Origin of the sequence: Bifidobacterium vansinderenii (genome assembly GCF_002234915.1) — a bacterium.
In the GTDB taxonomy this organism is placed as follows: Bacteria; Actinomycetota; Actinomycetes; order Actinomycetales; family Bifidobacteriaceae; genus Galliscardovia; species Galliscardovia vansinderenii.
Window position 1 is genome coordinate 313,492 of the sequence record NZ_NEWD01000007.1, and the last position, 24,219, is coordinate 337,710.

The following is a 24,219-nucleotide window of genomic DNA, read 5'->3' on the forward strand; positions in this document are numbered from 1 at the left end:
GCAAACAACTCCAAGGCGAATCTTGGCAACAAATAGTCAGATGGTGACGTTATAGTAATTCCGAAGTTGGCTTGATTTGCCGATATTTGGAGTTAATCAAAGAGAGGTGCCTTCCCATGGCAGAATCAACGATTCGTCCCACTAAGCTTGCGATTATTGGTGCCGGTGCTGTCGGCTCCACCATGGCCTTCGCCGCCGCCCAGCGCGGTATCGCCCGTGAGATCGTGCTGGAAGATATCGCCGCCAAGCGCGTTGAAGCCGAGGTGCTCGACATGCAGCACGGCTCCAGCTTCTACCCCACCGTCTCCATCAGCGGATCCGACGACGTCGAGATCTGCCGTGACGCAGACGTCGTCGTCATCACCGCCGGCGCCCGCCAGAAGCCCGGCCAGTCCCGCCTCGACCTCGCCGGCGCCACCATCAACATCATGAAGTCCATCATCCCCGGTGTTGTCAACGTGGCCCCCAACGCCATCTACATGCTCGTCACCAACCCGGTCGACATCGTCACCCACGTGTCCATGAAGCTCTCCGGCCTGCCCGCCAACCAGATCTTCGGCTCCGGCACCAACCTGGACTCCGCCCGCCTCCGCTTCCTCATCGCCCAGCAGACCGGCGTCAACGTCAAGAACGTCCACGCCTACATCGCCGGCGAGCACGGCGACTCCGAAGTCCCGCTGTGGGCCTCCGCCACCATCGGTGGCGTCCCCATGTGCGACTGGACCCCGCTCCCGGGCCACGAGCCGCTCGACGCCGCCAAGCGCGAGGAGATCCACCAGGAAGTCAAGAACGCCGCCTACCGCATCATCGAAGGCAAGGGCGCCACCAACTACGCCATCGCCATGTCCGGCGTCGACATCATCGAATCCATCCTCAAGGATTCCAACCGCATCCTCCCCGTCTCCTCCCTCCTCCACGACTTCCATGGCATCTCCGACGTCTGCATGTCCGTGCCGTCCGTCCTCAACCGTCAGGGTGTCAACACCCGCATCAACACCCCGCTCTCCGACCGTGAGCTCGCGGCCCTCAAGCGCTCCGCCGAGACGCTGAAGCAGACCGCCGCCCAGTTCGGCTTCTGATAAAAATCCGTTCCACGGAGTGTCATCTTCGTTGTTGCAGACTTCGACGTACCTTTGTACGCCTTCGTCTGCACGCCTTGATGACACACGCGTGGAACGGATTTTTATGTGGACTTCACGCTACGGAGCGTCGATTTTTTTATGACTGCGATGCCGGATGCCTTTGATGAGAGGACTTCCGGCGAATCCGGTGGGGGGAGAGGTGCTCCATCGAAAGCAAAAGGGTCGAAACCGTTACTGGTTTCGACCCTTTTTGTGATCCTCAGACCTTACGCAATACGGTGACCACCTTGCCCATGACCGAGGCATTGGTGCCGTCGATGGGCGTGTACGCCGGATTGTGGGGGATAAGCCACACATGGCCCTTCTCGTTGCGGAACGTCTTCACCGTGGCCTCGCCATCCAGCAGAGCGGCCACGATATCGCCGTTCTCGGCAGTGTTCTGCGCACGAACCACCACGAAATCACCATCGCAGATGGCCGCATCCACCATGGAATCGCCATGGACCTCCAGCATGAACAGATTGCCGTCACCGGTCAGCCTCTTCGGCAGTCGCATCACATCCTCGACATGCTGCTCCGCAGTGATCGGCATGCCGGCGGCGATGCGTCCGACCAGGGGTACGTCGCGCGACTGCGCCAGTGACGCCTCGCGCTCCTCGATCGCCTCCTGACTCGGAAAACGAACAATGGCCGAGCCGTCGGGAGAACGTTCGATCGTATCGCCATCCCAGTCGGCCAACAGTTCGATGGCGCGCCCCTTGTTCGCATTGATGCGAATATACCCCTTGTCCTCAAGGGCATGAAGCTGATGCTTCACCGACGACGGGCTCTTCAGCCCGACGCTTTCACCGATCTCGCGGAACGAAGGGGCGAACCCCTTCTGCAGAATATGCTCGCGAATTGCCTCCAGAATACGTCGCTGTCGGTCGGTGAGATCCTCCCCGCCGAATACGGGACCGCCGCCTTTCGGCGAAAAGGGAATGGTGCGCACGTCGAACTCCTTTCAGTTGGTTCAACTGTACATCGAAATGTTCGAAACTCAAAACAGATGTTCTATAGAAGGTTGCACGATTCGTACATATGTGGCACAATTGCAACTACTGTTCGATAGAACGTGTGTTCGAGAAAGGTGCATCATGACGGATATGCATTTCACATTAGAGGCAAAGCCCTTGAATTCCAAAGCATTGCCGTCGACGTTCGCTGCAAGGCGCGTGCTGAACACCACGGCAACAGATGTTCGATCAACGGTTGATGATGTTCGACTCCGTGATGCGGTATGGCGCCGTGCCATGACGATTCTGCTGTTGATCGTGCTGCTCTGTCTTCCGATCGCTGTACTGAAGAACTCCTCGGGCGCCGCATCGGGTGGGGCCGAGCCGATGGAGGTCGTCAGTTATACGGTGGCTCCGGGAGATACGTTGTGGTCCTATGCGGAACGTGTCACCCCGGAGGGCGAAGATGTGAGCGAGACCGTGGAGGAGCTCAAACAGCTGAATCATCTACAGACATCGTCGTTGCAGGTGGGGCAGCGCATCGTGGTGCCGATACGATGACATCGTCCGTCCGCAATGGGGACACGAGGGCCGATTTCGTCGATGGCTCGTGCAAGACACGCGGGTGGTGCGCACCAACGTTTACTCTTGATGGTATGCATTGCCCTTTCTGTAAGAACCCGGATACCAAGGTCGTCGATACCCGTGTGGGGGAGGACGGCTATTCCATTCGCCGTCGGCGTGAATGCCCGAAATGCTCGCGACGGTTCACCACGGTCGAGACGGCCACGTTGATGGTGATCAAACGATCGGGGAACGTTGAGCCGTTCAATCGTGACAAGGTGATCACCGGCGTGCGCAAGGCATGTCAGGGACGGCCCATCAAGGAGGAAGATCTCAAGCAGCTCGGTCAGCGCGTGGAGGAGGATCTTCGCGCGCGCGGACTCGCCCAGGTGCCGTCCGACGAAGTGGGACGGGCAATCCTCGGTCCGCTCCGTGATCTGGACGAGGTGGCCTACATGCGATTCGCCAGCGTATATCAGGAGTTCAACAATCTCGAGGATTTCGAACGTGCGATCAGGGAGCTGCGGGAGCAGGAGTCCCCGACCGGGAACGAATCCAAGAACTGATCGTGTGTGTCGTGTGTGCTCGCCGCCATCGGCATGCAATGACCGATAACCATAGAAGCGACAGACGCAAGGCATCACACAACATAAGGCGATGGGCGACTCCCCGCAAGGAAGGGGAAGTCGCCCATCGCCTTATTGACGATTAATTCGCCAGTACAGCGCTACGAGTCACAGCACGCGCACGCGAATGGTGCCCTGCAGGTTCTTGAGCTGCTCCAGTGCCTCGGCGCTGGGTCGACTGGACACGTCGGTGACTACGTAACCGAGCTCATCCTCGGTGGCCAGCGCCTGGGCGGTGATATTGATGTTCTCCGCACCAAGCACATGATTCACGTTGGCCAGCACACCCGGCAGATTATCATGCAGATGCGCGATGCGCACCGCGCCCTGGCACGGATTCATGTTCAGCGTCGGCAGATTCACCGACAGCGAGGTGACGCCGTTGCTCCAGTAGTCGAGCAGCTTGTGCGACACGAAATGCCCGATGGCCTCCTGTGCCTCAAGCGTGGAACCGCCGATGTGCGGCGTGAGGATCACGTTGTCCTCCTCGCTCAGCGGTGTGGCGAACGCATCACCGGACTTCTTCGGCTCCACCGGGAACACGTCCACCGCGGCGCCGGCGATATGACCGGAATCCATATGGCTCTTCAAGGCGTCCAGATCCGCCACGAAACCGCGGGACAGGTTGATGAACACCGAGCCCTGCTTCATATGTTCGAACTGGTCTTCGCCGAAGAAGTTTGTGTTCGACTTACGGCCGTCGACGTGCAGGGTGACGGCATCGGACTTCTCCAGCAGGTCGTCAAGGCTCTCGGCGCGTTCGGCATTGCCCAGCGCCAGCTTCTCTTCGATGTCGTAGAACACCACATGCATGCCCAGCGCCTCGGCAAGCACGGACACCTGGGAGCCGATGTTGCCATAGCCGATGATGCCCAGGGTCTTGCCGCGAACCTCATGGGATCCGGCGGCGGACTTGTCCCACACGCCGCCACGCACATGATGGGAATGCGCGGGCAGGCGGCGCATCAGCGCGATAATATCCGAAATAACCAGCTCCACCACGGAACGGGTGTTGGAGTACGGCGCGTTGAACACGGCGATGCCGCGCTTGCCCGCATACTTCAGGTCCACCTGATTCGTGCCGATGGAGAAGCAGCCCACGGCGGTCAGGTTCGGTCGGGCGGCAAGGACCTTCTCGGTGACGTTCGTCTTGGAACGCACGCCGAGAAGATCCACACCGTCGAGCGCGGCAATGAGTTCGTCCTCATCCATGGCGCCCTTCGTCGTCACCACTTCGAAACCATGCTGGCGCAGGTTCTCGGACGCGAACGGATGGATGTTCTCAAGTAGTAAGGCTTTAGGCATACCGCCTACCCTACATCGGCAGGTGGTCCGCGTCATCCTTCGTCCGTACGATGACCAGTTTCTGCGTGGGACGGGTCATCGCCACATACAGGTCTGAGGCGGCTACCTGACGTGCCGGTGCATTGTCCTCGATCAGACCGGGCTGGACCACCACGACGGCGTCGAATTCCAATCCCTTGACGTCCTGTGGCGTGCACAGGCTAACTTGGGAGTCCCAGACCTTCTGCTCGCGAAGCGAGGTAGCGCGAGCCTCGCCCAGACGCTGTGCGACGGACTTCCAGACCCGTTCGCCCACGGCGTCGATGATCTCGGGATCGGCGATCACGGCCACACGGCCGGTGCCGTCCTCCGACACGAACCGGGTAGCCAGATCCGCGGCGTAGTCGGCTGCTGTGTCCAGCATCTCGTCATCCCGCTGCACCACGACTCGCTCCACGGAATCCGGAATCTTGCGCACGGCCTTGACCGTGGAGATGTACAGCCCCTCTTGCTCGGCGAACCGGGACGCGAGATCCGACACCTCCTGCGGATTGCGGTAGTCGATGGTCAATTCGTTGAGATCCCAGCCGTCCTCGCCGAACAGCTTGTCGAGCGTACGCTTCCAGGAACGGGAACCGGCCAAGGCCGAGGTCTGCGCCACATCGCCCACGATGGTGAACGAACGCGACGGGCATCGGCGCATCAGCATGCGCCAGTCCATCGGGGTGAGCTCCTGAGCCTCATCCACCACCACATGACCGTAGGTCCATTCGCGCTGGCCTGCCGCCTTCTGCGCGGCGGTGCTGTCGTCGAGGCCATTGATCTGGTCAAGCAGCATGTCCGACGTGACGATGCCCGATCCGATGCCGGCCTGGGCGAGCGTATCCTTGGCGAATTGCTCGTCCTGCAGACGCTGCGCGTTCTTCCGGGCGCGGGCATCGTACTCGCGCGGATCCTCGCCAAGCAGCTCGAGCGCCTCGTCGAGCAGGGGGATGTCCGAAGGAGTGAGCGGCGAGCCTTTGGGACGATACAGCTCCTTGAGGTCATCCTCGCGCAGCCATGGCGCGTAACGGCGCAGCTTGTTCGGCTTGGCCCACATGTCGTCGAGCATCCACTGCGCGGTCATGGGCAGCCATGCAAGATTCAGCGTCCTGCGCACCTGATCGTCCATGCGCAGCATGGAATGGGCAGTCGATAGCTCGGAACGGTCGGGATCGTAATCCAGCAGCTCCGCATACCGGGTCACCATGGATCGCAGCATCGACTCGACGAAGGTTTCGCGCGCCTTGTTGTGCGGCTGACGTGTGCGCTTGGCGTCGTTCTGCGCGGCGATGATGTCCTCGGCGCGCATCGGCACCTTGATGCCGTTGACGCGAATGGTCGGCAGATTCTCGGGAACTCGCACGCGTGCCGCCACGGCATTGGCGATAACGGTGGCCATGCGACGATCTCCCTTGAGCGCGGCAGCTCGCGGTGACTCGCTTCCCGTGGCCTGCACGCCCGGGATCAGATTGGCGATGGTGCGGGAGACCACGCCAGTCTCGCCCAGCGACGGCAGCACCTGGTCGATGTAGTGCAGGAACGACGGACTGGGGCCCACCACCAGCACACCGGAACGCTGCAGCTTGTCGCGATGCGTGTACAGCAGGTATGCCGCGCGATGCAGTGCCACGGCGGTCTTGCCGGTGCCGGGGCCGCCCTGCACCACCACCGCGCGGTTCAGCGGTCCGCGGATGATGCGATCCTGCTCGGCCTGAATGGTGGCCACGATATCGGTCATCTTGCCGGTGCGACGGGAGCTGAGCGACGCGAGCAGCGCGCCCTCGCCGGTCAGCGTGCCGGCGGAGGAGGCCTCGCTCACCTGCTCGGAATGCACGTCAAGCACCTCGTCCTCAATGCCCACGACCTCACGGAACCGCAGCGTGATATGGCGGCGCATCACGATGTTTCCGCGATGCGCGGGAGTCGCCTCGTAGAACGGTCGGGCCGCCTCGGCACGCCAATCGATGAGGATCGGATTGTAGTCGGCGTCCGACAGTCCCAGACGACCGATGTAATGCTGGACGCCGCCCTCCTCGTCAAGTCGACCGAACACCAGACGATCCTCCACGGCGCGCAGTTGGGTGAGCCGGTTCTCGTACATGGTGGCGAACGAGTCACGTTCGGCGCGTTGCGTGGGCGAGCCGTGCGCTCCCGTGGCCCTGACCTTGTCAAGGCTGTCCTTGGTCTGCTTACGCATCTCATCAAGGCGTCCGTAGACACGATCGACCGTCTGCTGCTCATCGCGCAGCTGCGAGGAATAGTTGGACATGAAAGACTGCTCCTTGGCGGGGCCGGAAAAGTTCGGCAATCCACTATACTCGCAGGCCTCTAAAACCCGGCTTTCGGTCGCTCGACACCACAGGGGCGTGCATTTGTGGCGTTATTGGGGTGGAAAAGCCCAATCGGTGGGGAGAGTTGGGGATAAGTGGGGTAAAGTGGTGAACTGTTGGTCGCGAGTCATGGCAAAACGGGGCAAGGAGGTGCGCGCGATGGTCGACAGCGAACCAGCAGTCGCACCCGCAGAGGCTCCGACAGAGCTTCCGCCATTGCTGCTGGGCACCTACACCCCGAAGATCGATGCCAAAGGAAGGCTTGCCCTTCCCGCAAAACTCCGCAGCCAGCTTGGACGCGGACTGGTGATGGCCAGGGGACAGGAACGCTGCATCTACCTGCTGCCCTATAGCGAATTCAGAAGGGTGGCCGCGCAGATTCAGCGCACATCGCTGGGAAACAAGGCCGCGCGCGACTATCTGCGCGTATTCCTGTCGGGGGCCGTTGACCAGGAACCCGACAAACAGGGCAGGGTGGTGATACCGCCCATGCTGCGCGACTACGCAGGGTTGGGAACCGATGTCGTCGTCATCGGCGTCGGCACACGTGCGGAAATATGGAACAAGGACGCTTGGGAAGCCTACCTGACCGAGCAGGAACAGGGCTATGCAGACATAGCCGACGACGTACTACCGGCAATGGAGTTCTAAAATACACATGGATATCACAGCGATTCATCAACCGGTGCTGCTGGACGACTGCGTACGTTTGGTGACCGGCGCCGCGGATGCGCCCGGATCCGTCATCGTCGACTGCACACTCGGACTCGCCGGTCACTCCACGGCATTCCTCAAGGCCGCGCCGAACGCCCGGCTCATCGGCATCGACCGTGACGAGGAGGCGCTTGCGCTCGCCACGCGCCGCATGCAGGACGAGGGTCTGGCCGACCGATTCACGCCGGTGCATGCCGCATTCGACGCCTTCGCCGATGTATTGGCCGATCAGGGCGTCGATCAGGTGAACGCCGTCTTCATGGATCTGGGATTGTCCAGTCTGCAGATCGACGAGACCGAACGCGGATTCTCCTATTCCCATGACGCCCCGCTGGATATGCGCATGGACCCCACGCAGGGTCTAACCGCCGAACGGGTGCTGGCCGAATACTCCATGGACCATCTGCGCTGGATCTTCCGCGAATACGGTGAGGAGCGGTTCTCCGGCCCCATTGCCAAGGCCATCGTGGCCGACCGCGAGCGCGAGCCGCTGCGCACCTCGGCGCAGCTCAACGCTCTGGTTGACCGGGTGGTGCCGAAGGCGCACCGTCCTGCGGGCAATCCGGCCAAGCGTGTGTTCCAGGCATTGCGCATCGAGGTCAACGGCGAGCTGGACAAGCTGGCGTCTACGCTGCCTCAGGCGGCATTGCATCTCGCTGTCGGCGGCCGTCTGGTCGTCGAGTCGTATCACTCGTTGGAGGACAAGACCGTCAAGCGTTTCATGGCCAATGGCCTGAAGGTGGACGTGCCTGCGGGCATGCCGGTGATCCCGGACGACGCCCAGCCGTTCTTCAGGGATCTGACCCGTGGCGCGATCAAGGCCGACGAGCAGGAGATCGCCGCCAATCCAAGGTCCGCGTCCGTGCGTCTGCGCGCCGTGGAGCTCACCCGTGCCCTGCCTGAGCGGTGGGCGTCCAGCTTCGCGTCGGGCGAGCACCGGTACAGCTACAGGGAGCCCGCGAAGTCGCCGGGTCGTTCCCAGGGCCGCTTCGGCAAGACTTCCGGCAAGGCAAGGAGGGGCCGTAGATGAGCGCATCCCCTAGAGTGGCGCGTTCCCGTTCCAAGGCTCAGGAGCGCAGCACTCGTCCAACCACATCCACTCGGGACAGGCTTCAAGTGACAACATCGTCGAAAACCGGCACCAGTACGTTCGCCAGTCGTATGCGGGGGCTGGTGGGTGGCGTCCATCCCCGGCGCATGCGCCTGTTCCACTTCGTGTGCGCGTTGGTGTTTCTTGGTGCCAGCCTGATCGGTTCGCTGGTGTTGCGTACTCAGATGATCGAGGACTCGTTCGCCATCACCGATACGCAGCAGTCCATCGGCCGTCTCACGCAGGACATTCAGGAGAAGCAGACCGAACTCGATGCTCTTGAGGCGTCCCTGCCCAGCAAGGCGCAGAAGCTCGGCATGGTTCCGGGTTCCGATGCGCTGACCATAGATCTGAGCGGCTATGCCGCATCCAATGACGCGAAGGGAAGCAAGTGAGACGCAAGGTTCGCCGCACCCACGGTGACATCTTCCGCCGCAGGTCGCTGGCCGTCGGCATCATTCTCGCCCTGGTGGCCTCGATCTGTGTGGGCAAGCTGTCGTACATGCAGCTGTTCGCCGCCGGCTCGGTGGCGCAGGCTGCGACCGCCAGCCGTACCGTGACCAAGACGGTGAAGGCGCAGCGCGGCACGATCGTCGATACGAACAATGTGGTGCTGGCGCAGAGCGTGGAACGCTACACCATCTATGCCGATCAGGTTGCCGCGGCCGATTTCACGCCCGTCGACTGCAATGGCAAGAACGAGAGCACATGCCATGCGATCGATGGCAAGAACGTGGGTGCCACGGGTCCGGCCGCCGTGGCCAAGCTGCTGGCGCCGGTGCTCGGCATGAACACCATGGAGCTCGGCGGCAAGCTCGTGGGCACGAACCGGTACGTGGTACTGAAGAAGAACGTGGTCCCCGAGGTCATGCGCGCCATTCAGAAGCTGCATCTGAGCGGCGTGATCGGCTATGAGCTGACCTCCGACCGGCAGTATTCGGACGATGGGCTGCTCGGCACGATTCTCGGTGGCGTGGACGCCGCCGGCAATGGTGTGGCGGGTATCGAGAAGATGGCCAACAAGTCGCTGATCGGCAAGGATGGTTCCACCAGTTATCAGCGCGGCGCTCAGGGGCAGCAGATCCCGGGTACCGTGACCGAGTCCGTCGATCCCGTCAATGGCGGCACCGTCAAGCTCACGATCGACTGGGACGTGCAATGGTATGTCAAGAAGGCGCTCAAGGATGCGCAGGACAAGACGCACGCCGAATGGGGCATCGCCGTGGTGCAGGAGGTCAAGACCGGCAAGATTCTGGCCATCGCCGACACCGACAACTATGTGGCAGGCACCGACGAGGCGAAGATGAACGCGTCGAAGGCCGTGACCGCCGTGTTCGAACCGGGTTCTACGGGCAAGCTCATCACCGCCGCAGGTCTGCTGCAGGAGGGCATCCACAAGCCCACCGACCAGTTCCAGGTGCCCTATCAGATCCAGCTTGACGGCCAGACCTATCATGATTCGCACGAGCATGGCGTGCAGAACCTCACCCTCGCCGGCATTCTCAAGGAGTCCTCGAACGTGGGCACCGTGATGGCATCCTCCGACTACAGCCTTGAGAAACGTTACGATTACATCACGAAGTTCGGCATCGGCCAGAGCACGGGTCTGAACTTCCCCGGCGAGTCCAACGGCCAGATCGTCTCATCGTACAAGGACTGGGACAAGCGCACCCGCAACACCGTGCTGTTCGGACAGGGCTACTCCGCGTCCGCGCTGCAGATGACCAACGTGGTTGCCACGATCGCCAACAAGGGTGTGCGCAACGGACAGTCGATCATCGAATCGTCCACCGACGCGCAGGGTAACGACACCACGCCGTCGGTCAAGAAATCACAGCGTGTGGTGAGCGAGGACGTGGCATCCGAGCTCATGAACATGATGGAGTCGATGGCCGAACAGTACAAGTCGGTGATGAACGTCGAGGGCTATCGTCTGGCGGGCAAGTCCGGCACCGCGCAGGTGGCCGACTCCTCCGGCGCGCTCAACAGCATCATCGGCGACTTCATCGCCGCGATTCCCGCCAACGATCCGCAGTTTGTGATCACCGTCGCGCTCAAGGACCCGGAGGGCATCTATGGTGGTACCACGGCCGGCCCGGTGGTGGGTACGATTGGTGAATTCCTTATGCAGAAGTACGAGGTCCCGGCCTCGCCCGAACGCACCGATGCTATTCCTACAGAGTGGTGATTCGGCCGTGTCCAACAATCCTGATCACAAGCCGACGGCATACCGGCCGGCGGCAACCGACGCCAAGGGGTATAGATGAGCGCACTGAGTGAAGCAAGCACGGAACATCTCACCATCGCCGATCTCCGTGAACGGTATGGTCTGACCACCAATGCGAAGTTTGCGGGCAAGGTTACCGTCACGTCCATCGCCGACGATCTGAAGTCGGTGATGCCTGGCGCGCTGTATATTCCCAAGCCGGAGGACATCACCGCGGACGCCATCGCCCAGGCCGAGGCGAAGGGCGCCTACGCGATGCTGCTGCCCACATCCGCTCAGGACGCCGGGCTTGAGGGCAGCGTCCCCATGCTGTACGGCGATCTGAGCGCCGAGGAGATGGGTCGTCTCGCCTCCGACATGGCGGTCCATCCCTCCAACTCCGTGGCCGTGTTTCTGGTGGCCGGCGACGATTCCGTGGAGCAGGGTGCCGATCTGGCGGAACTGCTGCATGTGCTGGGCAATCCCGTGGGACAGATCGGCTACCGTCATTCCGTGTCTCTGGAGCGCCATCTGGTGGAGGAGTACCCGCTGAACGCGCTCGACGTGCAACGCATCCTCGCCGTGTTCGTTGAGGACGGCGCATCCGCCGTGGTGATCGGCGCTGACGACCGCACGCTCGCTCCGGGCGCACTGGAATCCGTGATCACCGACGTGTGCGCACTCGGCGAGTCCGACGATGACGATGACGCCCAGCCGTCGCTCAAGGAGACGATGGAACGGTACGGTGCGAAACTGCGTGAACGCACCCATCTGGCACATCGGACCGCGGAAAGCGACGATATGGCCCACCACTACGACGGTCAGCTCGACCCGGCGTCCAGCCGGAGGCTGTCGCTGGCCATCGCCATGGTGATGAAGGCCGGCGTGCGCAAGGGCAACATCAAGAGCGCCCTGCGCGTGTCGAAGGAAATGAGCTGACGCATCCCGACGGCGCCCGACGGCGTCTGCGTGATGCGTAAAGGCGTTCATGGGAACGCAAAGAGACAGGATCCACAGAAGAGGTAGACATCTCATGATGGTCATGACAGTAAAGGAAGCGGCGCTGGCCGTAGGCGGCAGGCTGCATGTGCGGGACGACGAGCAGGCCGGCCGTTCGATCGGCACGGTGGTGACCGACTCCCGACAGGCGGGCGAGGGGGCCTTGTTCGTGGCCATCGCCGGCGAGCACGTTGACGGCCACGACTTCGTGGCCAAGGTGGGTCAGGCCGGTGCCGCCGCCGCGTTGGTGGACCACGAGATCGCCGACGCCGACGTTCCGCAGATCGTCGTGGACGACACCGTCAAGGCTCTGGGACTGCTGGCCAAGGCCAACATCGAACGCCGCCGGAACGCCGGAACGCCGTTCACCGTGATCGGCATCACCGGATCGGTCGGCAAGACCACCACCAAGGATCTGCTCAAGGCCCTGCTGTCGTCCCAGGCCCCCACTGTGGCGCCCGTGGGCTCGTTCAACAACGACATCGGCATGCCGATCACCGCGCTGAAGGTGGACGAGCACACCCGCTACCTCGTGTCCGAGATGGGAGCGAACCACTTGGGCGAGATCGCCTACCTGACCTCCTTGGTGCGTCCCGACGTGGCCGTGGTGCTCAAGGTGGGCGTGGCCCATCTGGGCGAGTTCGGCTCCGTGGAGAATATCCAAAAGGCGAAGAGCGAGATCGTGCGCGCGCTGGACGCCGATGGCGTGGCCGTGCTCAACGCCGACGACGAGCACGTGGTGCCGATGGCCCAGCTCGTGGACGGCAAGGTGCTGTGGTTCGGCATGGGCGACGGCGCCGAATCGAAGGCCGGCGACGTACGCATGAACGGCCTCGACCGCGCCACCTTCACGCTGTCCCTGCCCGGCCAGGAGCCTGTCGACGTGGCTCTGGCGATCCCCGGACGCCACAACGTGATGAACGCGCTGGCCGCCGCCACCGTCGCATGGCACCTCGGTGTGCCCGCCGAGGACATCGTCTCCGTGCTCGAGCAGCAGTCCAGCATCAGCCCCCACCGCATGGCGGTCTCCACGCTCAAGCGTGGGGGAGCGGAGTTCACCGTGATCGATGACTCGTTCAACGCGAACCCCGACTCCATGAAGGCCGGCCTCGACGGTCTGATCGGCTGGTCCGGAGAGAACACCGACGGCAAGCCCTACCGTGTGGCCGTGCTCGGCTCCATGCTCGAGCTGGGCGGCGACGAGGCCGGACTGCATCGCGGCATCGGTGAATACGCCGCCAAGCTGGGCGTGGACGCCGTGATCGCAGTAGGCAGCGAGCGTGACGAGAATCTCGATTCCCTCGCCGCTGACATCGTCGACGGCGTGAAGTCCGCCGGCGATCCGCACGCCGAACTCGTGCACAACGTGGACGACGCCGATCGTGCCGTGATCGATCTCGCTCTGGCGCATCCGCATGCCGTGGTGCTGCTCAAGGGGTCACACGCCTCCGGTCTGAGCGCCCTCGCCACGCGCTGGGAACGCAACGACGACCTGCCCGCCGAACGCAACGCCGGCGGCAACGAAACCACGAAGAATGGAGAAGCACTGTGATTTCGCTCCTTATCGGTCTTGGGGTGTCGCTCATCGTCACCCTGGTGGGTACGCCGCTGCTCATCAATCTGGTGCACAAGCTGCACTACGGACAGTACATTCGCCAGGATGGTCCCCAGTCCCATCTCGTCAAGCGTGGCACGCCAACGCTGGGCGGCGTGGTCATCAACCTCGCCATCGTGCTCGGCTGGGGAGCGTCGGCTCTGTACCGTTATATCGCCTACCGCGATGTGCCGTCCTGGACGGCGCTGCTGGTGCTGTTCGCCATGCTGTCGATGGGCCTGCTGGGCTTCATCGACGATTTCGCCAAGGTGCGCAAGAAGCAGAATGAGGGCCTGTCGGTGGGCGGCAAGTTCTTCGGACAGTTCGTGTTCGCCACCATGTTTGCCGTGCTGGCGCTGCTCATGCCGACCAAGAACGGCTTCCCGAGTGCGCAGGCGGGCATCTCGTTCATCGAGCACCGCATCATCTCGTTCGAATTCGCCGGCCGTGCCGTGGCCATCGTGCTGTTCGTGATCTGGGTGAACTTCCTGATGACGGCGTGGACGAACGCCTTCAACCTCACCGACGGTCTCGATGGTCTGGCAGCCGGCAGCTCCATGGTTGCGTTTATCGGCTACGCGATGATCGCCTACTGGGAGAGCTACCATCTCAAGGGCGCCGGCCATTCCGGTTTTGCCTACTCCGTGTCCGACCCGCAGGATCTGGCCATTCTGGCGGCGTGCGCGGTGGCGGCATGCTTCGGATTCCTGTGGTACAACACGAACCCGGCCAAGATCTTCATGGGCGACACCGGTTCGCTTGCGCTCGGCGGCCTGTTCGCGGCGCTGTCGATCACCACGCACACCGAGGTGCTCGCCGTGGTGCTCGGCGGTCTGTTCGTGATGGAGACCTGCTCCGATGTGATTCAGGTGGGCTACTTCAAGATGACCCACAAGCGCGTGTTCAAGATGGCGCCGATCCACCATCATTTCGAATTGTGCGGATGGCAGGAGAACACCGTGGTGGTGCGGTTCTGGATGATCGAGATGCTGTTCGTTCTGGTCGGCCTGGTGCTGTTCTACTCCAACTGGCTGGTCGGTTCCGGACTGTTCTGATCGTCGCTTCAATCGCGCCGGTCTGCTGGCCGGCCTTCGCGACGACGATCGTTGACGCTGGTCTCCCGCCGCGCTGTATCGGCGGGAGACTAGCCTGACGTTGGTATGAAGAATCCTAAAAGGAGGGGTCCGTTGACCAAGGTAGAGGATTTTCAGGGCAAGACCGTGATGGTGGCCGGACTGGGAGTGTCCGGCGTGAGCGCGTGCGATCGACTCAGGGAGGCCGGCGCCACCGTGCTCGCATTCGACGAGCGCAAGCCGGACGCCGATCTGCACAAGTTCGAGGACATCGACTTCGATGCGCTTGACGCCATCGTCACCTCGCCGGTGTTCGCGCCGTCCACGCCGTTTCTTGCCGAGGCCGCACGCCGCGGCATCGACACGATGAGCGAGGTCGAGCTTGCCTGGCGCCTGCGCGTGCCGTCCTCGTCCACGGGCAAGCCCGCCGCATGGGTGGGCATCACCGGCACCAACGGCAAGACGTCGACCACGGAGATGACCTCCGAGGTACTGCGCGCCGCTCATCTCAAGGCCCCCGCCGTGGGCAACATCGGCACTCCGGTCTCCTCCGCGTCGGTGGACGTCGCCAATGATGCGCTGGTGGTGGAGCTCAGCTCCTTCCAGATGCACTACACCGACTCGCTCGAACTCGACTGCGCCGCGATCACCAATCTCGCCGACGATCATCTTGACTGGCATGGCGGTTTCGACAACTATGCTGCCGACAAGGCGAAGGTCTACCGCGGCGTCAAGCGCGCTCTGGTCTACAACGCCGATGACGCCCGCGTGACCGCGTTGGCCCAGGCCGCCAAGCCCGCTGAAGGCTGCCGCAGGGTCGGCTTCACGCTCGGCGCTCCCGCCGACGGACAGATCGGCGTCGAGGACGGATGGATCGTCGATCGCAGCGGTCTGCGCGACGAGGATGCGGCCGAACGCATGGCCAAGGTGCTGGACTTCACTCATCTGTGCGAACCGGACGGCACCGTCTATCCGCATCTGTTGGCCGACGCCCTGTGCGCGCTGGCTCTGTCTCTGGGCATGGGCGTATCCTCGGCCACCGCCATCGGCGCGCTCAAGCAGTTCGCCCCCGGCGGTCACCGCATCGCCAAGGTCGCCGAGGCCAAGGTCCCCGGCGGCGTCATTCGCTTCGTGGACGATTCCAAGGCCACGAACGCGCACGCGGCCCACGCCTCGCTGTCCAGCTTCGCCCCCGGCTCAGTGGTGTGGATCGCCGGCGGCCTAGCCAAGGGATCCCGCTTCGAGGACCTGGTGGCCGATCAAGCGCACACGATCAGCGCCGCCGTGATCATCGGCGTGGACCAGAAGCCCATGCTCGACGCGTTCGTTGCCAAGGCTCCGAATATTCCCCTGACCGTGATCGACCCTGAGCCGAAGGATACGGTCATGGAGCGCGCCGTCGAGGCGGCCGGAACCTATGCCAAGGCCGGCAGCGTGGTGCTCATGGCGCCTGCCTGCGCATCCATGGACCAGTTCAAGTCGTATGCGGACCGTGGCGATCGTTTCGCCGCGGCCGCGCAGCAGTGGGCGGCGGCGCATGCCGAGTAAGCCGAACGGCAAGCCCGCTCGCAACGCCAGATCCGGCGGCGCCTCCTCCAAGAGGAATGCGGTCGTCGTCGGATCGTCGCGTGGGCGCAACCCCGTCCGGATCGGTCCCGACGACACCGATGACGAGGACCTCAAGGGACTGGACAAGGCCGTGGCGCTGGTCACCAACGGCTCACCGGTCTCCAAGGCCAAGTCCGGCGGGACCTCGGCCAAACCGGTCGACTACAGCGGCATCCGCTGCCTGCTCAACCCGGTATGGTGCTACTACGGATTCATCATCGCAGTGGCCGGTCTCACGCTGTTCGGTCTGCTCATGGTGTTCTCCAGCTCCGCGGTCGACATGATCGCCAAGAGCCGTCCGGCATGGTACGAGCTGCTGTCGCAGACCGCGTTCGCCGTGGCGGGCATTGTGGTCGCATTCGTTCTGTCATCCATCCCGGTGAAGACGTTCCGCAAGCTTGCGATGATCGCGATGATCGCCGGCGTGCTCCTTCAGTTGGCCACCAAGATCCCAGGCATCGGTTCGGAGGCCGGCGGCAACGTCGGCTGGGTCAGCTTCGGTCCGGTCCGCTTCCAGCCTGCCGAAATCCTCAAATGGGTACTGAGCATATGGATGCCGGCCGCGCTGCTCGCCGCACGGTCGAAGCGCACCGTCAGACGCAAGCCCCTGGTGGCGTTTAACGCACCGCCGTGGCTGGAAAAGGTCGGGCGGATCGTGGAGATCTTCGTGCCCCGACCCTACTGGGTGCCGATCTGCGGCTTCGTGCTTGCCTTCACCGCGGTCATCCTCGGCCATGATCTGGGAACCGCCATGATCGTGGTGCTCATCGGTGCCGTGGTGCTGCTTGTCGGAGGATTCCCGCTGCGCATGTTCGTGCTGCTCGGCGGAGTAGGTGCCGCGGGCATTCTGCTCATGTTCGTCACAGGCAGTTCGAACCGTATGAACCGCATCATGGCGACGTATGGTGAATGCTCGAGCGAGGATCTGACCGGCGTGTGCTACCAGTCGATCCACGGCACCTATGCGTTGGCGTCGGGTGGACTGACGGGTGTGGGGCTCGGCAACTCACGTGAGAAATGGAATTATTTGCCGGCCGCGCACAACGACTTCATTTTCGCCGTGATCGGCGAGGAGCTCGGATTCCTCGGCGCCTGCGCGGTGATTCTGGGATTCGTGGTCATGGGCTGGTGCATGATCGCCATCGCCGTGCGTCATCAGGACGCCTATGCCCGTATGGTGATCATGGCGTTTACCATCTGGCTGGTTGGTCAGGCGTTGGTCAACATTGCCGTCGTCGTCGGCATTCTGCCGGTCATGGGTCTGCCGATGCCGTTCATATCGTCGGGTGGCACGGCACTGATCATGTGTCTGGCGGCCGCGGGAACCGTGGTGAGCATGGCTCGTTCCCAGACCGAGATCAAGGCGGCCGTATCGAAATCATGACGCGGCGTGACGCGACGCATGGCGCCCGAGGTTGACCGCCTCGGGCGCTATGCTCGTAACCATGTCTGATCGAGTAAGCATCGTGCTCGCCGGTGGCGGCACCGCAGGTCATGTCAATCCGCTGCTGAGCATCGCGTCCGAAATCCGCAGAATCCGTCCGGATGCCGCCATCAGCGTCATCGGTACCGAAGTCGGTCTGGAGAAGCGGCTCGTGCCCGCGGCCGGCTTTGAAATGGACACCATCGAAAAGGTGCCGTTCCCGCGTTCGATCAACGCCGACGCCTTCAAATTCCCGATGAGGTGGATCCACGAGACCGGCAGGGTAAAGCGCATCCTCACCGAACGTCACGCCGACGTGCTCGTGGGCGTGGGTGGCTACGCATCGGCCCCTGCCTACTACACGGCCCACAAGATGGGCATCCCCGTGGTGATTCACGAACAGAACGCGCGCGCCGGCATGGCGAACAAGCTCGGCAGCCGCTGGGCCGACTTCATCGGCACCGTCTACGACAACACCGGACTGACCGCACGTCCCGGCGCGGTCATCGAACGCGTGGGACTTCCGTTGCGCCCCGCCATCGCACAGGTCGCCGAATCCATGGAACAGGATCGTGCAGCCGCCCGCATCGCCGGCGCCACCGCGCTCGGACTCGACCCGAACCGCCCCATCGTGCTGGTCACCGGAGGATCCCTCGGCGCGCAGAGTCTCAACATCGCCGTGTCGAACACCGCACGGGAGCTGCTCGACGTCACCCAGGTCATCCATCTGACCGGCAAGGGCAAGATCAGCCAGGTACGCAAACTCGTCGAGGCGTCGGCCGGCGCGGACGTGCTGTGCGGCATCGGACCGGACAGCGCCGGACAGGGCGACTACCATGCCGCCGAATACCTGGAGCGCATCGATCAGGCGTTCGCCTGCGCCGATCTGGTCGTCTGCCGTTCCGGAGCCGGCACCGTAGCCGAAATCGCCGCTTTGGGACTGCCCGCCGTATACGTGCCGCTGCCCATCGGCAACGGTGAACAGCGGTACAACGCTGAACCGGTGGTGGAGGCCGGCGGCGGATTCCTGGTCCGCGACTCCGACTTCACCAGCGAATGGGTCGCCGGTCATGTCCCCGCATTGCTGTCCGACAAGGACAAGCTGCGCGGACTCGCACAGGCCGCATGGACCTACGGCATCCGCGACGCCGCCCACACCATGGCGGAACGCGTGCTGGCATTCGCCGACGCCAAGCGCTGAATCGCATCCCGGCTGTCGCATTCCGACTGCTGTATCCCGACCAGGGCGCTTTGATCCTGTCGATTCCGGATCCGGGCCAACGCCCGGATCCAATATCCCGTCCTCGTCCATAATGGAATGAGTTGTTTTCCGCTTCATAAGGAGAAATTCGTCGTGTCTGATCACGCTTCCGACAACACCATCGTGCTTGAACCCACCAGCAGGCCGCCGCATGCCGACTCGCTGCGCGTGCAGGATCTTGGCCGCACCCACTTCATCGGCATCGGTGGCGCCGGCATGAGCGTGCTTGCGGAGATCCTGCACGAGCAGGGCGTGGACGTCCAGGGCTCCGACCGCGAGCTAGGACCCAAGGCCGAACGTCTGCAGGCGCTCGGCATCACCGTGATGATCGGACAGAAGGCAGAGAACGTTCAGGGCGTGGACACGGTCGTCTGGTCCAGCGCCATCAAGCCCGACAACCCCGAGATCGTGGCCGCCGTGGCCGAGGGCGCACGTCTCATGCACCGCAGCGACGTGCTGGCTCTGCTCATGAGCACCTCGCGTGCCGTGACCGTGGCCGGCGCGCACGGCAAGACCACCACCAGCGCCATGATCGCCCATATTCTGGTGAACGCCGGCACCGGTGACCTCGCCGACCCCAGCTACGCGATCGGCGGCTCCATCCAGGGGCCGAACGGCACCCTCGACGGTGGTCACGCCGGCAAGGGCAGTGTGCTCGTCGCCGAGGCCGACGAATCCGACGGCAGCTTCGCGAAATACCATCCCGAGATCGCGGTGATCACCAACGTGGAGGCCGAGCATCTCGATCATTACGGCACCGCCGAACACTACCGTCAGGCGTTCGTCGACCACTCCCACCACGCCACCGGGCATGTGGTGCTGTGCGCCGACGACGAGGGCGCCCTCGCCGTGCTGCGTGCGATGAGCCCCGAGGCCGCGTCCAAGGCCGTCGCCTACTCCACCCATACCGCCGACGAGATCGGCGACATCAACGGCGCGTCCCTGGTGCACATCGATCATGAGGCCGAGGCCGCCGCATCCGACACGGTCGACGCCGTGGAATCCTTCGTGCTTCACCTGCCGGCCGGACTCGGCGGCACGGACTCCGAGGCCGTCGACATCCCCGTCGGACTGCGCATCCCCGGCATCCACAACGCCCGCAACGCCGCGGCCGCCATCACCGCGGCCACGCTGCTGGGCATGGACCCGCGTGACGCCGCACGCGCCGCCGGTTCGTTCCGCGGTGCCGCGCGCCGATTCGAGATCCGCGGCGAGCGCGCCGGCGTGACCGTCGTCGACGACTACGCGCATCACCCCACCGAGATCGCCGCCATGCTCGACGCCGCCCGTCGTCGTTTCCCCGAGTCCACCGTGCACGTGCTGTTCCAGCCGCACCTGTTCTCGCGCACCATGTTCTTCGCCTCCGAGTTCGCCCACGCGCTGGCCAAGGCCGATGACGTGATCGTCACCGGCATCTTCCCCGCCCGCGAGAAGCAGGCCGACTATCCGCAGATCGGACCGCAGACCGTGGTCGATGCCGCCGAAGGCATCGCCCACGAGCCCGCCACGTGGATCCAGGCCGTGCCCGACATGTGCCAGGCCGCCAAGATGCTGGTCATGCGTTCCAAGGTCGGGGACGTGATCTTCACCGTCGGCGCCGGCGACATCACCAACATGGCCGAGGTGCTGCTGCGCGTCCTCGAGGCCCGTTCCTCCGCGGACGCCCGCTGATCCGGGTCGGGTGATCATGGCCGGACGTGTCGTCTCTTCATCGGATTCGCCGCAGGACAAGCCGTCGCGCGGTGAATCCCGATCCGTTTCGAAGCGTACGCCTCGTGAGGCGAGCGGTGTTGCGCGCGGCGATCGTGCCTCCCGCCCAGCCCGCTCGTCGCGCTCGGTGTCGTCCGGCTCCTCGTCGCGTGGTGGGGGAGACGTCTCCTCAACGGGGCGAGCCCGCAGCTCTCGTAGCTCCCGTGGAGTCGCCGATACGCGCAGCCGGGAAGGGGCCTTCGTCGATGCCCGTACCATGCCGCCGCGCAAGTCGGTCTCCGAACGTCTTGACAGTCCGGATTTCGGCGGCCCCGGCCTGTTCGCCCGCCCCAAGGTGGTGAACTTCCCCGAACGGCTCAAGGAGCGTCGCCGTGCGCATCGCCGGGAGGTGGCCATTCGCACCGCCATCGTGGTGGCAGTCATCGCCGCGGTCGTGGCACTGATATGGGGTCTTCTGTTTTCTCCTCTGCTGCGGCTGCACACCGATCAGATCTCGGTCGGTGGAACGAACACGTGGGTGTCGGAAAGCGAGGTCGCCGATATCGCGTACGCGCAGCAGGGCAAGTCGCTGCTGCTGATCGACACCACTGGTATGGAGGAGAAGATCAGCGAGCTGCCGGGCGTGACGTCGGCGAAGGCCGTGAAACGCTATCCGCATGGACTGAGCGTCACGGTGAAGGCCGAAATTCCGGCCGCCGTGCTTCGAGCCTCCGACACCGACTATACGGCCGTGGACCGCGAGGGACGTGTGCTCAATGCGGTGAACGCCTCAGTGAAGGGTATTCCCGTGATCGAGGTGAAGGACGCCAAGAAGAGCCTAGACAACAAAGCCGTCAAACAGGCGTTGCAAGTGCTTGGTTCACTGGATGAGTCCATGCGGCAGAAGATCACCAAGGTGGAGGCGAAGACCCAGGACTCCATCACCACCACGCTCGAGGACGGATACACGATCATCTGGGGCAATTCGTCGCAGATGAAGCTCAAGAAGGCCGTGGTGGACACGCTGCTGTCGAACCCCGATCAGCTTGAAGGGGCGAAGACCATCGATGTCGCCGCCCCCGACAAGGCCACCATCAAATAATCAAGAAATAACGGGGGAGAAGACCGGCCGGTCAGCGCATCAGCTCGTCGGTGTCGTAATTGATCGTCACCGGACCGTCGTTGACGAGACTCACCTGCATGTGCGCGCCGAACTGGCCCTCCTTCACCGTCAGTCCGTACGAGGCGAGTTCACGATTGAAATCATGCCAGACCTGCTCGGCGTGATGGGGCTCGCCCGCGCCGGTGAACCCCGGACGGTTGCCGCGGCGAACGTCGGCGAACAACGTGAACTGCGAGATCGACAGCACCGCGCCGCCCACGTCGAGGATCGACTTGTTCATCTTGCCGTTCTCGTCCTCGAATACGCGAAGATGCGCGATCTTGCGGGCCAGCCACGCCACCTGATCGGGGCCGTCCGTATCGGCGACGCCCACCAGCAGCATGAATCCCCGGTCGATGGACTGGGGGACGAACGGTTCCTGAACGGAATCGCCGGGTTCGGGAACGACGTCCACGGATGCCCGGCTCACTTTTTGCACTACGATACGCATGACGTTCAGTGTAGGTATCGACGTGCGACATTGCGCATACGGGCGACGCCGTATGCGCAATGTCGCATGGCAACTACTTGGATCGTGCCACAAGCTCGGCCTCGATCTCCTCGAGCGACTTGCCCTTGGTCTCGGGGATGAACTTGGCCACGAACGGAATGGACAGCACGGCGAACGCGGCGAAGATCGCGAACGGACCGCCCACATTGTTATGGAACGCGGCGAGCAGCATCAGGAAGAACTGCGAGACGATGAAGTTGCCGATCCAGTTGGCGGCCGAACCGATCGACGTGCCGATGCCACGCACGGACAGCGGGAAGATCTCGCCGATCATCACCCATGCCAGCGGACCCCACGAGACGGCGAAACCGAGGATGTAGATGGCGATCAGCACCATCGTCGGAATGGCGGCGTGACTCACGTCACCGAGGAAGTTGAGCAAGGCGAGCGCGATCAGCGAGACGGCCATGACGACGGAGCCGAAGAACAGCACGGTCTTGCGGTTGAAACGGTCCATGAAGATCGTGGCGACGATGGTGGAGACGAAGTTGACCACGCCGATGCCCACCGACACCCAGATCGCCTGATCGGCCGGGAAGCCGAAGCCCTTGATGAACACCTGCGGCAGGAAGTAGATCACCGAGTTGATGCCCACGAGCTGCTGGAACAGCATGATGCCGATGGCGGCGACGATAGCCGGACGTGCGGTGGTGAACAGCTCCTTGACGCTGCCCTGCTTCTGGGCGCCTTCGGAGTTGGCGACGCGCTGGATTTCGTCGAGTTCGGCGGTCACCTCGGTGGCGTCCATGTCCTTGCGGATGAGTTGCAGCACCTTGAACGCGTTGCGCACGTCACCCTGCTTGACCAGGTAGCGCGGGGACTCAGGCAGCAGGATGCCGCCGATCAGCAGCAGTGCGGACGGGATGAGCGCGGAGGCAAGCATCCAGCGCCAGTCGCTGAAGCCGAGCAGATTGTGGTTGAGGAAGCCCAGATTCGACACGTAGGCGAGCAGGATGCCGAACGTGACCATGAGCTGGAACAGCGTGGACAGGGAGCCGCGGCGCTCCTTCGGGGCGAGCTCGGCCAGATAGGCGGGGGTGAGCGCGGACGCGGCGCCGACGGCCAGGCCCAGCAGGATGCGGGCCAGCACCATCCACACGAATCCGGTGGCGGTGGCCGACAGGCCGGAGCCGAGCAGGAACAGCACGGCGGAGACGATGAGCAGCTTCTTACGGCCGTACTTGTCGGACAGTCCGCCGATGGTAAGCGCGCCGATCATGGATCCGATCAGCACGGAGGAGGTGATGAACCCGGTCTGCGCCGCGTTGAGCGCGAACTCGGATTCGATCAGCGGCGAGGCACCGGAGATGATGCCGGTGTCAAAGCCGAACAGCATGCCTCCCAGCGCGCCGAAGATGAAGATGAATGTGTTGTTGAGTGGGAATCGCATCGAAGCTCCTTTGTCTCGGTCCTTCCACTTTCCTATCCCGTCGTTCCGATCCCGGAGAACCGGTCGGAAAAACAAAAAAGACCTGAGACACGGCTTTGCGCCATGCCTCAGGTCTTGCCTCGTTTTACCAAGTAGCAACCCTGCTGATCAAAACAACTGATTAGGGAGAGTATACGAAAAGTGAACATCCGGCAAACCGCGGGTGTCTCCTCAGCGTGTCGCATTACCTTCTTGTTGCCGTGAAACCGTTGGAATCGCAACAAAAAAGCCACCCAGACGTGTGTCTGGATGGCTTAGCTGGTGGAGCCGCCGGGAATTGAAAACCAATCCCCGGAGCGCAATGATTCCAACAGCTCCCGGGGAAGGGATTTCACGACGACGTACTAAACGACGTACTAGAGGAGGCGTCGAACCTCTTCGCGGATCTGATCGGCGTACCCATAGATTCCAGCCGGCGATTCGATCGGAACGCGTTCGCAGTTCCTGCTCTCATCGAAAAGCCCAAGATACTTCTGTCGGGTATTGAAGAACAGGCGCACCACGGGCTTGCGATTGTTGTCGTCCAGCAGAATGGCG

At 63.1% G+C, this 24,219-nt stretch carries 20 protein-coding genes and 1 pseudogene; 15 read left to right on the forward strand and 6 right to left on the reverse strand.

What is annotated here, in order from left to right:
• Positions 1-116: 116 nt before the first annotated feature.
• Positions 117-1,079 carry an L-lactate dehydrogenase gene (locus tag Tam10B_RS04860; protein ID WP_093960118.1) on the forward strand — a complete coding sequence of 321 codons (963 nt, stop codon included), beginning with the start codon at positions 117-119 and terminating at the stop codon, positions 1,077-1,079.
• 262 nt (positions 1,080-1,341) lie between these two features.
• Here the strand turns inward: Tam10B_RS04860 and lexA are convergent, their stop codons facing one another.
• The gene (gene lexA / locus Tam10B_RS04865) at positions 1,342-2,073 is read right to left on the reverse strand and encodes a transcriptional repressor LexA (protein ID WP_408606631.1); all 732 of its coding nucleotides are present in this window, start codon (positions 2,071-2,073) and stop codon (positions 1,342-1,344) included.
• 145 nt (positions 2,074-2,218) lie between these two features.
• Here lexA and Tam10B_RS13500 point away from each other — a divergent pair, with 145 nt between their 5' ends.
• Positions 2,219-2,638, forward strand: coding sequence for a LysM peptidoglycan-binding domain-containing protein (locus Tam10B_RS13500; RefSeq protein ID WP_233133590.1), 420 nt, complete (start codon positions 2,219-2,221; stop codon positions 2,636-2,638).
• Positions 2,639-2,733: 95 nt separating this feature from the next.
• Complete coding sequence (gene nrdR, locus Tam10B_RS04875) at positions 2,734-3,207, forward strand: transcriptional regulator NrdR (RefSeq protein WP_093960120.1); 474 nt, start codon at positions 2,734-2,736, stop codon at positions 3,205-3,207.
• Positions 3,208-3,375: 168 nt separating this feature from the next.
• On the opposite strand, the gene serA is transcribed toward nrdR, so the two are convergent.
• Positions 3,376-4,572 (reverse strand): phosphoglycerate dehydrogenase, encoded by a 1,197-nt coding sequence (serA, locus tag Tam10B_RS04880; RefSeq protein ID WP_093960121.1) that lies wholly within the window; start codon positions 4,570-4,572, stop codon positions 3,376-3,378.
• A 10-nt stretch (positions 4,573-4,582) separates the two neighbouring features.
• Complete coding sequence (locus tag Tam10B_RS04885) at positions 4,583-6,862, reverse strand: HelD family protein (protein ID WP_093960122.1); 2,280 nt, start codon at positions 6,860-6,862, stop codon at positions 4,583-4,585.
• Between the two features lie 220 nt (positions 6,863-7,082).
• Between Tam10B_RS04885 and mraZ the strand changes: the two genes are divergently transcribed.
• From mraZ to Tam10B_RS04945, 12 genes are all read left to right on the forward strand, one after another.
• Positions 7,083-7,574: a division/cell wall cluster transcriptional repressor MraZ gene (gene mraZ / locus Tam10B_RS04890; RefSeq protein WP_093960123.1), complete on the forward strand. Its 492-nt coding sequence runs from the start codon at positions 7,083-7,085 to the stop codon at positions 7,572-7,574.
• Between the two features lie 7 nt (positions 7,575-7,581).
• Complete coding sequence (gene rsmH, locus Tam10B_RS04895; RefSeq protein ID WP_093960124.1) at positions 7,582-8,667, forward strand: 16S rRNA (cytosine(1402)-N(4))-methyltransferase RsmH; 1,086 nt, start codon at positions 7,582-7,584, stop codon at positions 8,665-8,667.
• Positions 8,664-9,122 (forward strand): hypothetical protein, encoded by a 459-nt coding sequence (locus tag Tam10B_RS12890; protein ID WP_143248538.1) that lies wholly within the window; start codon positions 8,664-8,666, stop codon positions 9,120-9,122. Before rsmH ends, Tam10B_RS12890 begins: the two co-directional genes overlap by 4 nt.
• Positions 9,119-10,915, forward strand: coding sequence for a peptidoglycan D,D-transpeptidase FtsI family protein (locus tag Tam10B_RS04905; protein WP_233133591.1), 1,797 nt, complete (start codon positions 9,119-9,121; stop codon positions 10,913-10,915). The genes Tam10B_RS12890 and Tam10B_RS04905 overlap by 4 nt, the downstream gene beginning before the upstream one ends.
• A gap of 75 nt (positions 10,916-10,990) precedes the next feature.
• Positions 10,991-11,872: a hypothetical protein gene (locus Tam10B_RS04910; RefSeq protein ID WP_093960126.1), complete on the forward strand. Its 882-nt coding sequence runs from the start codon at positions 10,991-10,993 to the stop codon at positions 11,870-11,872.
• Between the two features lie 94 nt (positions 11,873-11,966).
• A complete protein-coding gene (locus Tam10B_RS04915; protein ID WP_093960127.1) occupies positions 11,967-13,484 on the forward strand; it encodes a UDP-N-acetylmuramoyl-tripeptide--D-alanyl-D-alanine ligase in 1,518 nt (505 codons plus the stop codon).
• Complete coding sequence (gene mraY / locus Tam10B_RS04920) at positions 13,481-14,581, forward strand: phospho-N-acetylmuramoyl-pentapeptide-transferase (protein ID WP_093960128.1); 1,101 nt, start codon at positions 13,481-13,483, stop codon at positions 14,579-14,581. The genes Tam10B_RS04915 and mraY overlap by 4 nt, the downstream gene beginning before the upstream one ends.
• Positions 14,582-14,749: 168 nt before the next feature.
• On the forward strand, positions 14,750-16,147 hold the full coding sequence (gene murD, locus Tam10B_RS04925) for a UDP-N-acetylmuramoyl-L-alanine--D-glutamate ligase (protein WP_233133597.1): 1,398 nt from the start codon (positions 14,750-14,752) through the stop codon (positions 16,145-16,147).
• Complete coding sequence (locus Tam10B_RS04930) at positions 16,137-17,591, forward strand: peptidoglycan glycosyltransferase FtsW (protein WP_233133592.1); 1,455 nt, start codon at positions 16,137-16,139, stop codon at positions 17,589-17,591. The genes murD and Tam10B_RS04930 overlap by 11 nt, the downstream gene beginning before the upstream one ends.
• Positions 17,592-17,652: 61 nt before the next feature.
• Positions 17,653-18,831: a UDP-N-acetylglucosamine--N-acetylmuramyl-(pentapeptide) pyrophosphoryl-undecaprenol N-acetylglucosamine transferase gene (locus tag Tam10B_RS04935; RefSeq protein WP_093960166.1), complete on the forward strand. Its 1,179-nt coding sequence runs from the start codon at positions 17,653-17,655 to the stop codon at positions 18,829-18,831.
• A 117-nt stretch (positions 18,832-18,948) separates the two neighbouring features.
• A complete protein-coding gene (gene murC / locus Tam10B_RS04940; RefSeq protein ID WP_093960130.1) occupies positions 18,949-20,562 on the forward strand; it encodes a UDP-N-acetylmuramate--L-alanine ligase in 1,614 nt (537 codons plus the stop codon).
• 16 nt (positions 20,563-20,578) lie between these two features.
• Positions 20,579-21,682 carry a cell division protein FtsQ/DivIB gene (locus tag Tam10B_RS04945; protein ID WP_233133593.1) on the forward strand — a complete coding sequence of 368 codons (1,104 nt, stop codon included), beginning with the start codon at positions 20,579-20,581 and terminating at the stop codon, positions 21,680-21,682.
• 31 nt (positions 21,683-21,713) lie between these two features.
• On the opposite strand, the gene dtd is transcribed toward Tam10B_RS04945, so the two are convergent.
• The 3 genes and pseudogenes from dtd to Tam10B_RS13505 form a co-directional block, all read right to left on the reverse strand.
• Positions 21,714-22,193 carry a D-aminoacyl-tRNA deacylase gene (dtd, locus tag Tam10B_RS04950; RefSeq protein WP_093960132.1) on the reverse strand — a complete coding sequence of 160 codons (480 nt, stop codon included), beginning with the start codon at positions 22,191-22,193 and terminating at the stop codon, positions 21,714-21,716.
• A gap of 73 nt (positions 22,194-22,266) precedes the next feature.
• On the reverse strand, positions 22,267-23,643 hold the full coding sequence (locus tag Tam10B_RS04955) for a sugar porter family MFS transporter (protein WP_093960133.1): 1,377 nt from the start codon (positions 23,641-23,643) through the stop codon (positions 22,267-22,269).
• Positions 23,644-24,038: 395 nt separating this feature from the next.
• Positions 24,039-24,219, reverse strand: a pseudogene (locus Tam10B_RS13505) (restriction endonuclease); the annotation flags it as partial.

What these genes read in the sequence shown, in the direction of transcription:
- Tam10B_RS13500 (WP_233133590.1), top strand. Translation starts at nt 2,219, where the DNA reads ATGACGGATATGCATTTCACATTAGAGGCAAAGCCCTTGAATTCCAAA.
- nrdR (WP_093960120.1), top strand. Translation starts at nt 2,734, where the DNA reads ATGCATTGCCCTTTCTGTAAGAACCCGGATACCAAGGTCGTCGATACC.
- dtd (WP_093960132.1), bottom strand. Translation starts at nt 22,193, where the DNA reads ATGCGTATCGTAGTGCAAAAAGTGAGCCGGGCATCCGTGGACGTCGTT.
- rsmH (WP_093960124.1), top strand. Translation starts at nt 7,582, where the DNA reads ATGGATATCACAGCGATTCATCAACCGGTGCTGCTGGACGACTGCGTA.
- Tam10B_RS04860 (WP_093960118.1), top strand. Translation starts at nt 117, where the DNA reads ATGGCAGAATCAACGATTCGTCCCACTAAGCTTGCGATTATTGGTGCC.
- Tam10B_RS04885 (WP_093960122.1), bottom strand. Translation starts at nt 6,862, where the DNA reads ATGTCCAACTATTCCTCGCAGCTGCGCGATGAGCAGCAGACGGTCGAT.
- Tam10B_RS04955 (WP_093960133.1), bottom strand. Translation starts at nt 23,643, where the DNA reads ATGCGATTCCCACTCAACAACACATTCATCTTCATCTTCGGCGCGCTG.
- mraZ (WP_093960123.1), top strand. Translation starts at nt 7,083, where the DNA reads ATGGTCGACAGCGAACCAGCAGTCGCACCCGCAGAGGCTCCGACAGAG.
- serA (WP_093960121.1), bottom strand. Translation starts at nt 4,572, where the DNA reads ATGCCTAAAGCCTTACTACTTGAGAACATCCATCCGTTCGCGTCCGAG.
- Tam10B_RS04935 (WP_093960166.1), top strand. Translation starts at nt 17,653, where the DNA reads ATGTCTGATCGAGTAAGCATCGTGCTCGCCGGTGGCGGCACCGCAGGT.
- Tam10B_RS04915 (WP_093960127.1), top strand. Translation starts at nt 11,967, where the DNA reads ATGATGGTCATGACAGTAAAGGAAGCGGCGCTGGCCGTAGGCGGCAGG.
- Tam10B_RS04930 (WP_233133592.1), top strand. Translation starts at nt 16,137, where the DNA reads ATGCCGAGTAAGCCGAACGGCAAGCCCGCTCGCAACGCCAGATCCGGC.
- murC (WP_093960130.1), top strand. Translation starts at nt 18,949, where the DNA reads ATGAGTTGTTTTCCGCTTCATAAGGAGAAATTCGTCGTGTCTGATCAC.
- Tam10B_RS04910 (WP_093960126.1), top strand. Translation starts at nt 10,991, where the DNA reads ATGAGCGCACTGAGTGAAGCAAGCACGGAACATCTCACCATCGCCGAT.
- Tam10B_RS12890 (WP_143248538.1), top strand. Translation starts at nt 8,664, where the DNA reads ATGAGCGCATCCCCTAGAGTGGCGCGTTCCCGTTCCAAGGCTCAGGAG.
- Tam10B_RS04945 (WP_233133593.1), top strand. Translation starts at nt 20,579, where the DNA reads ATGGCCGGACGTGTCGTCTCTTCATCGGATTCGCCGCAGGACAAGCCG.
- murD (WP_233133597.1), top strand. Translation starts at nt 14,750, where the DNA reads ATGGTGGCCGGACTGGGAGTGTCCGGCGTGAGCGCGTGCGATCGACTC.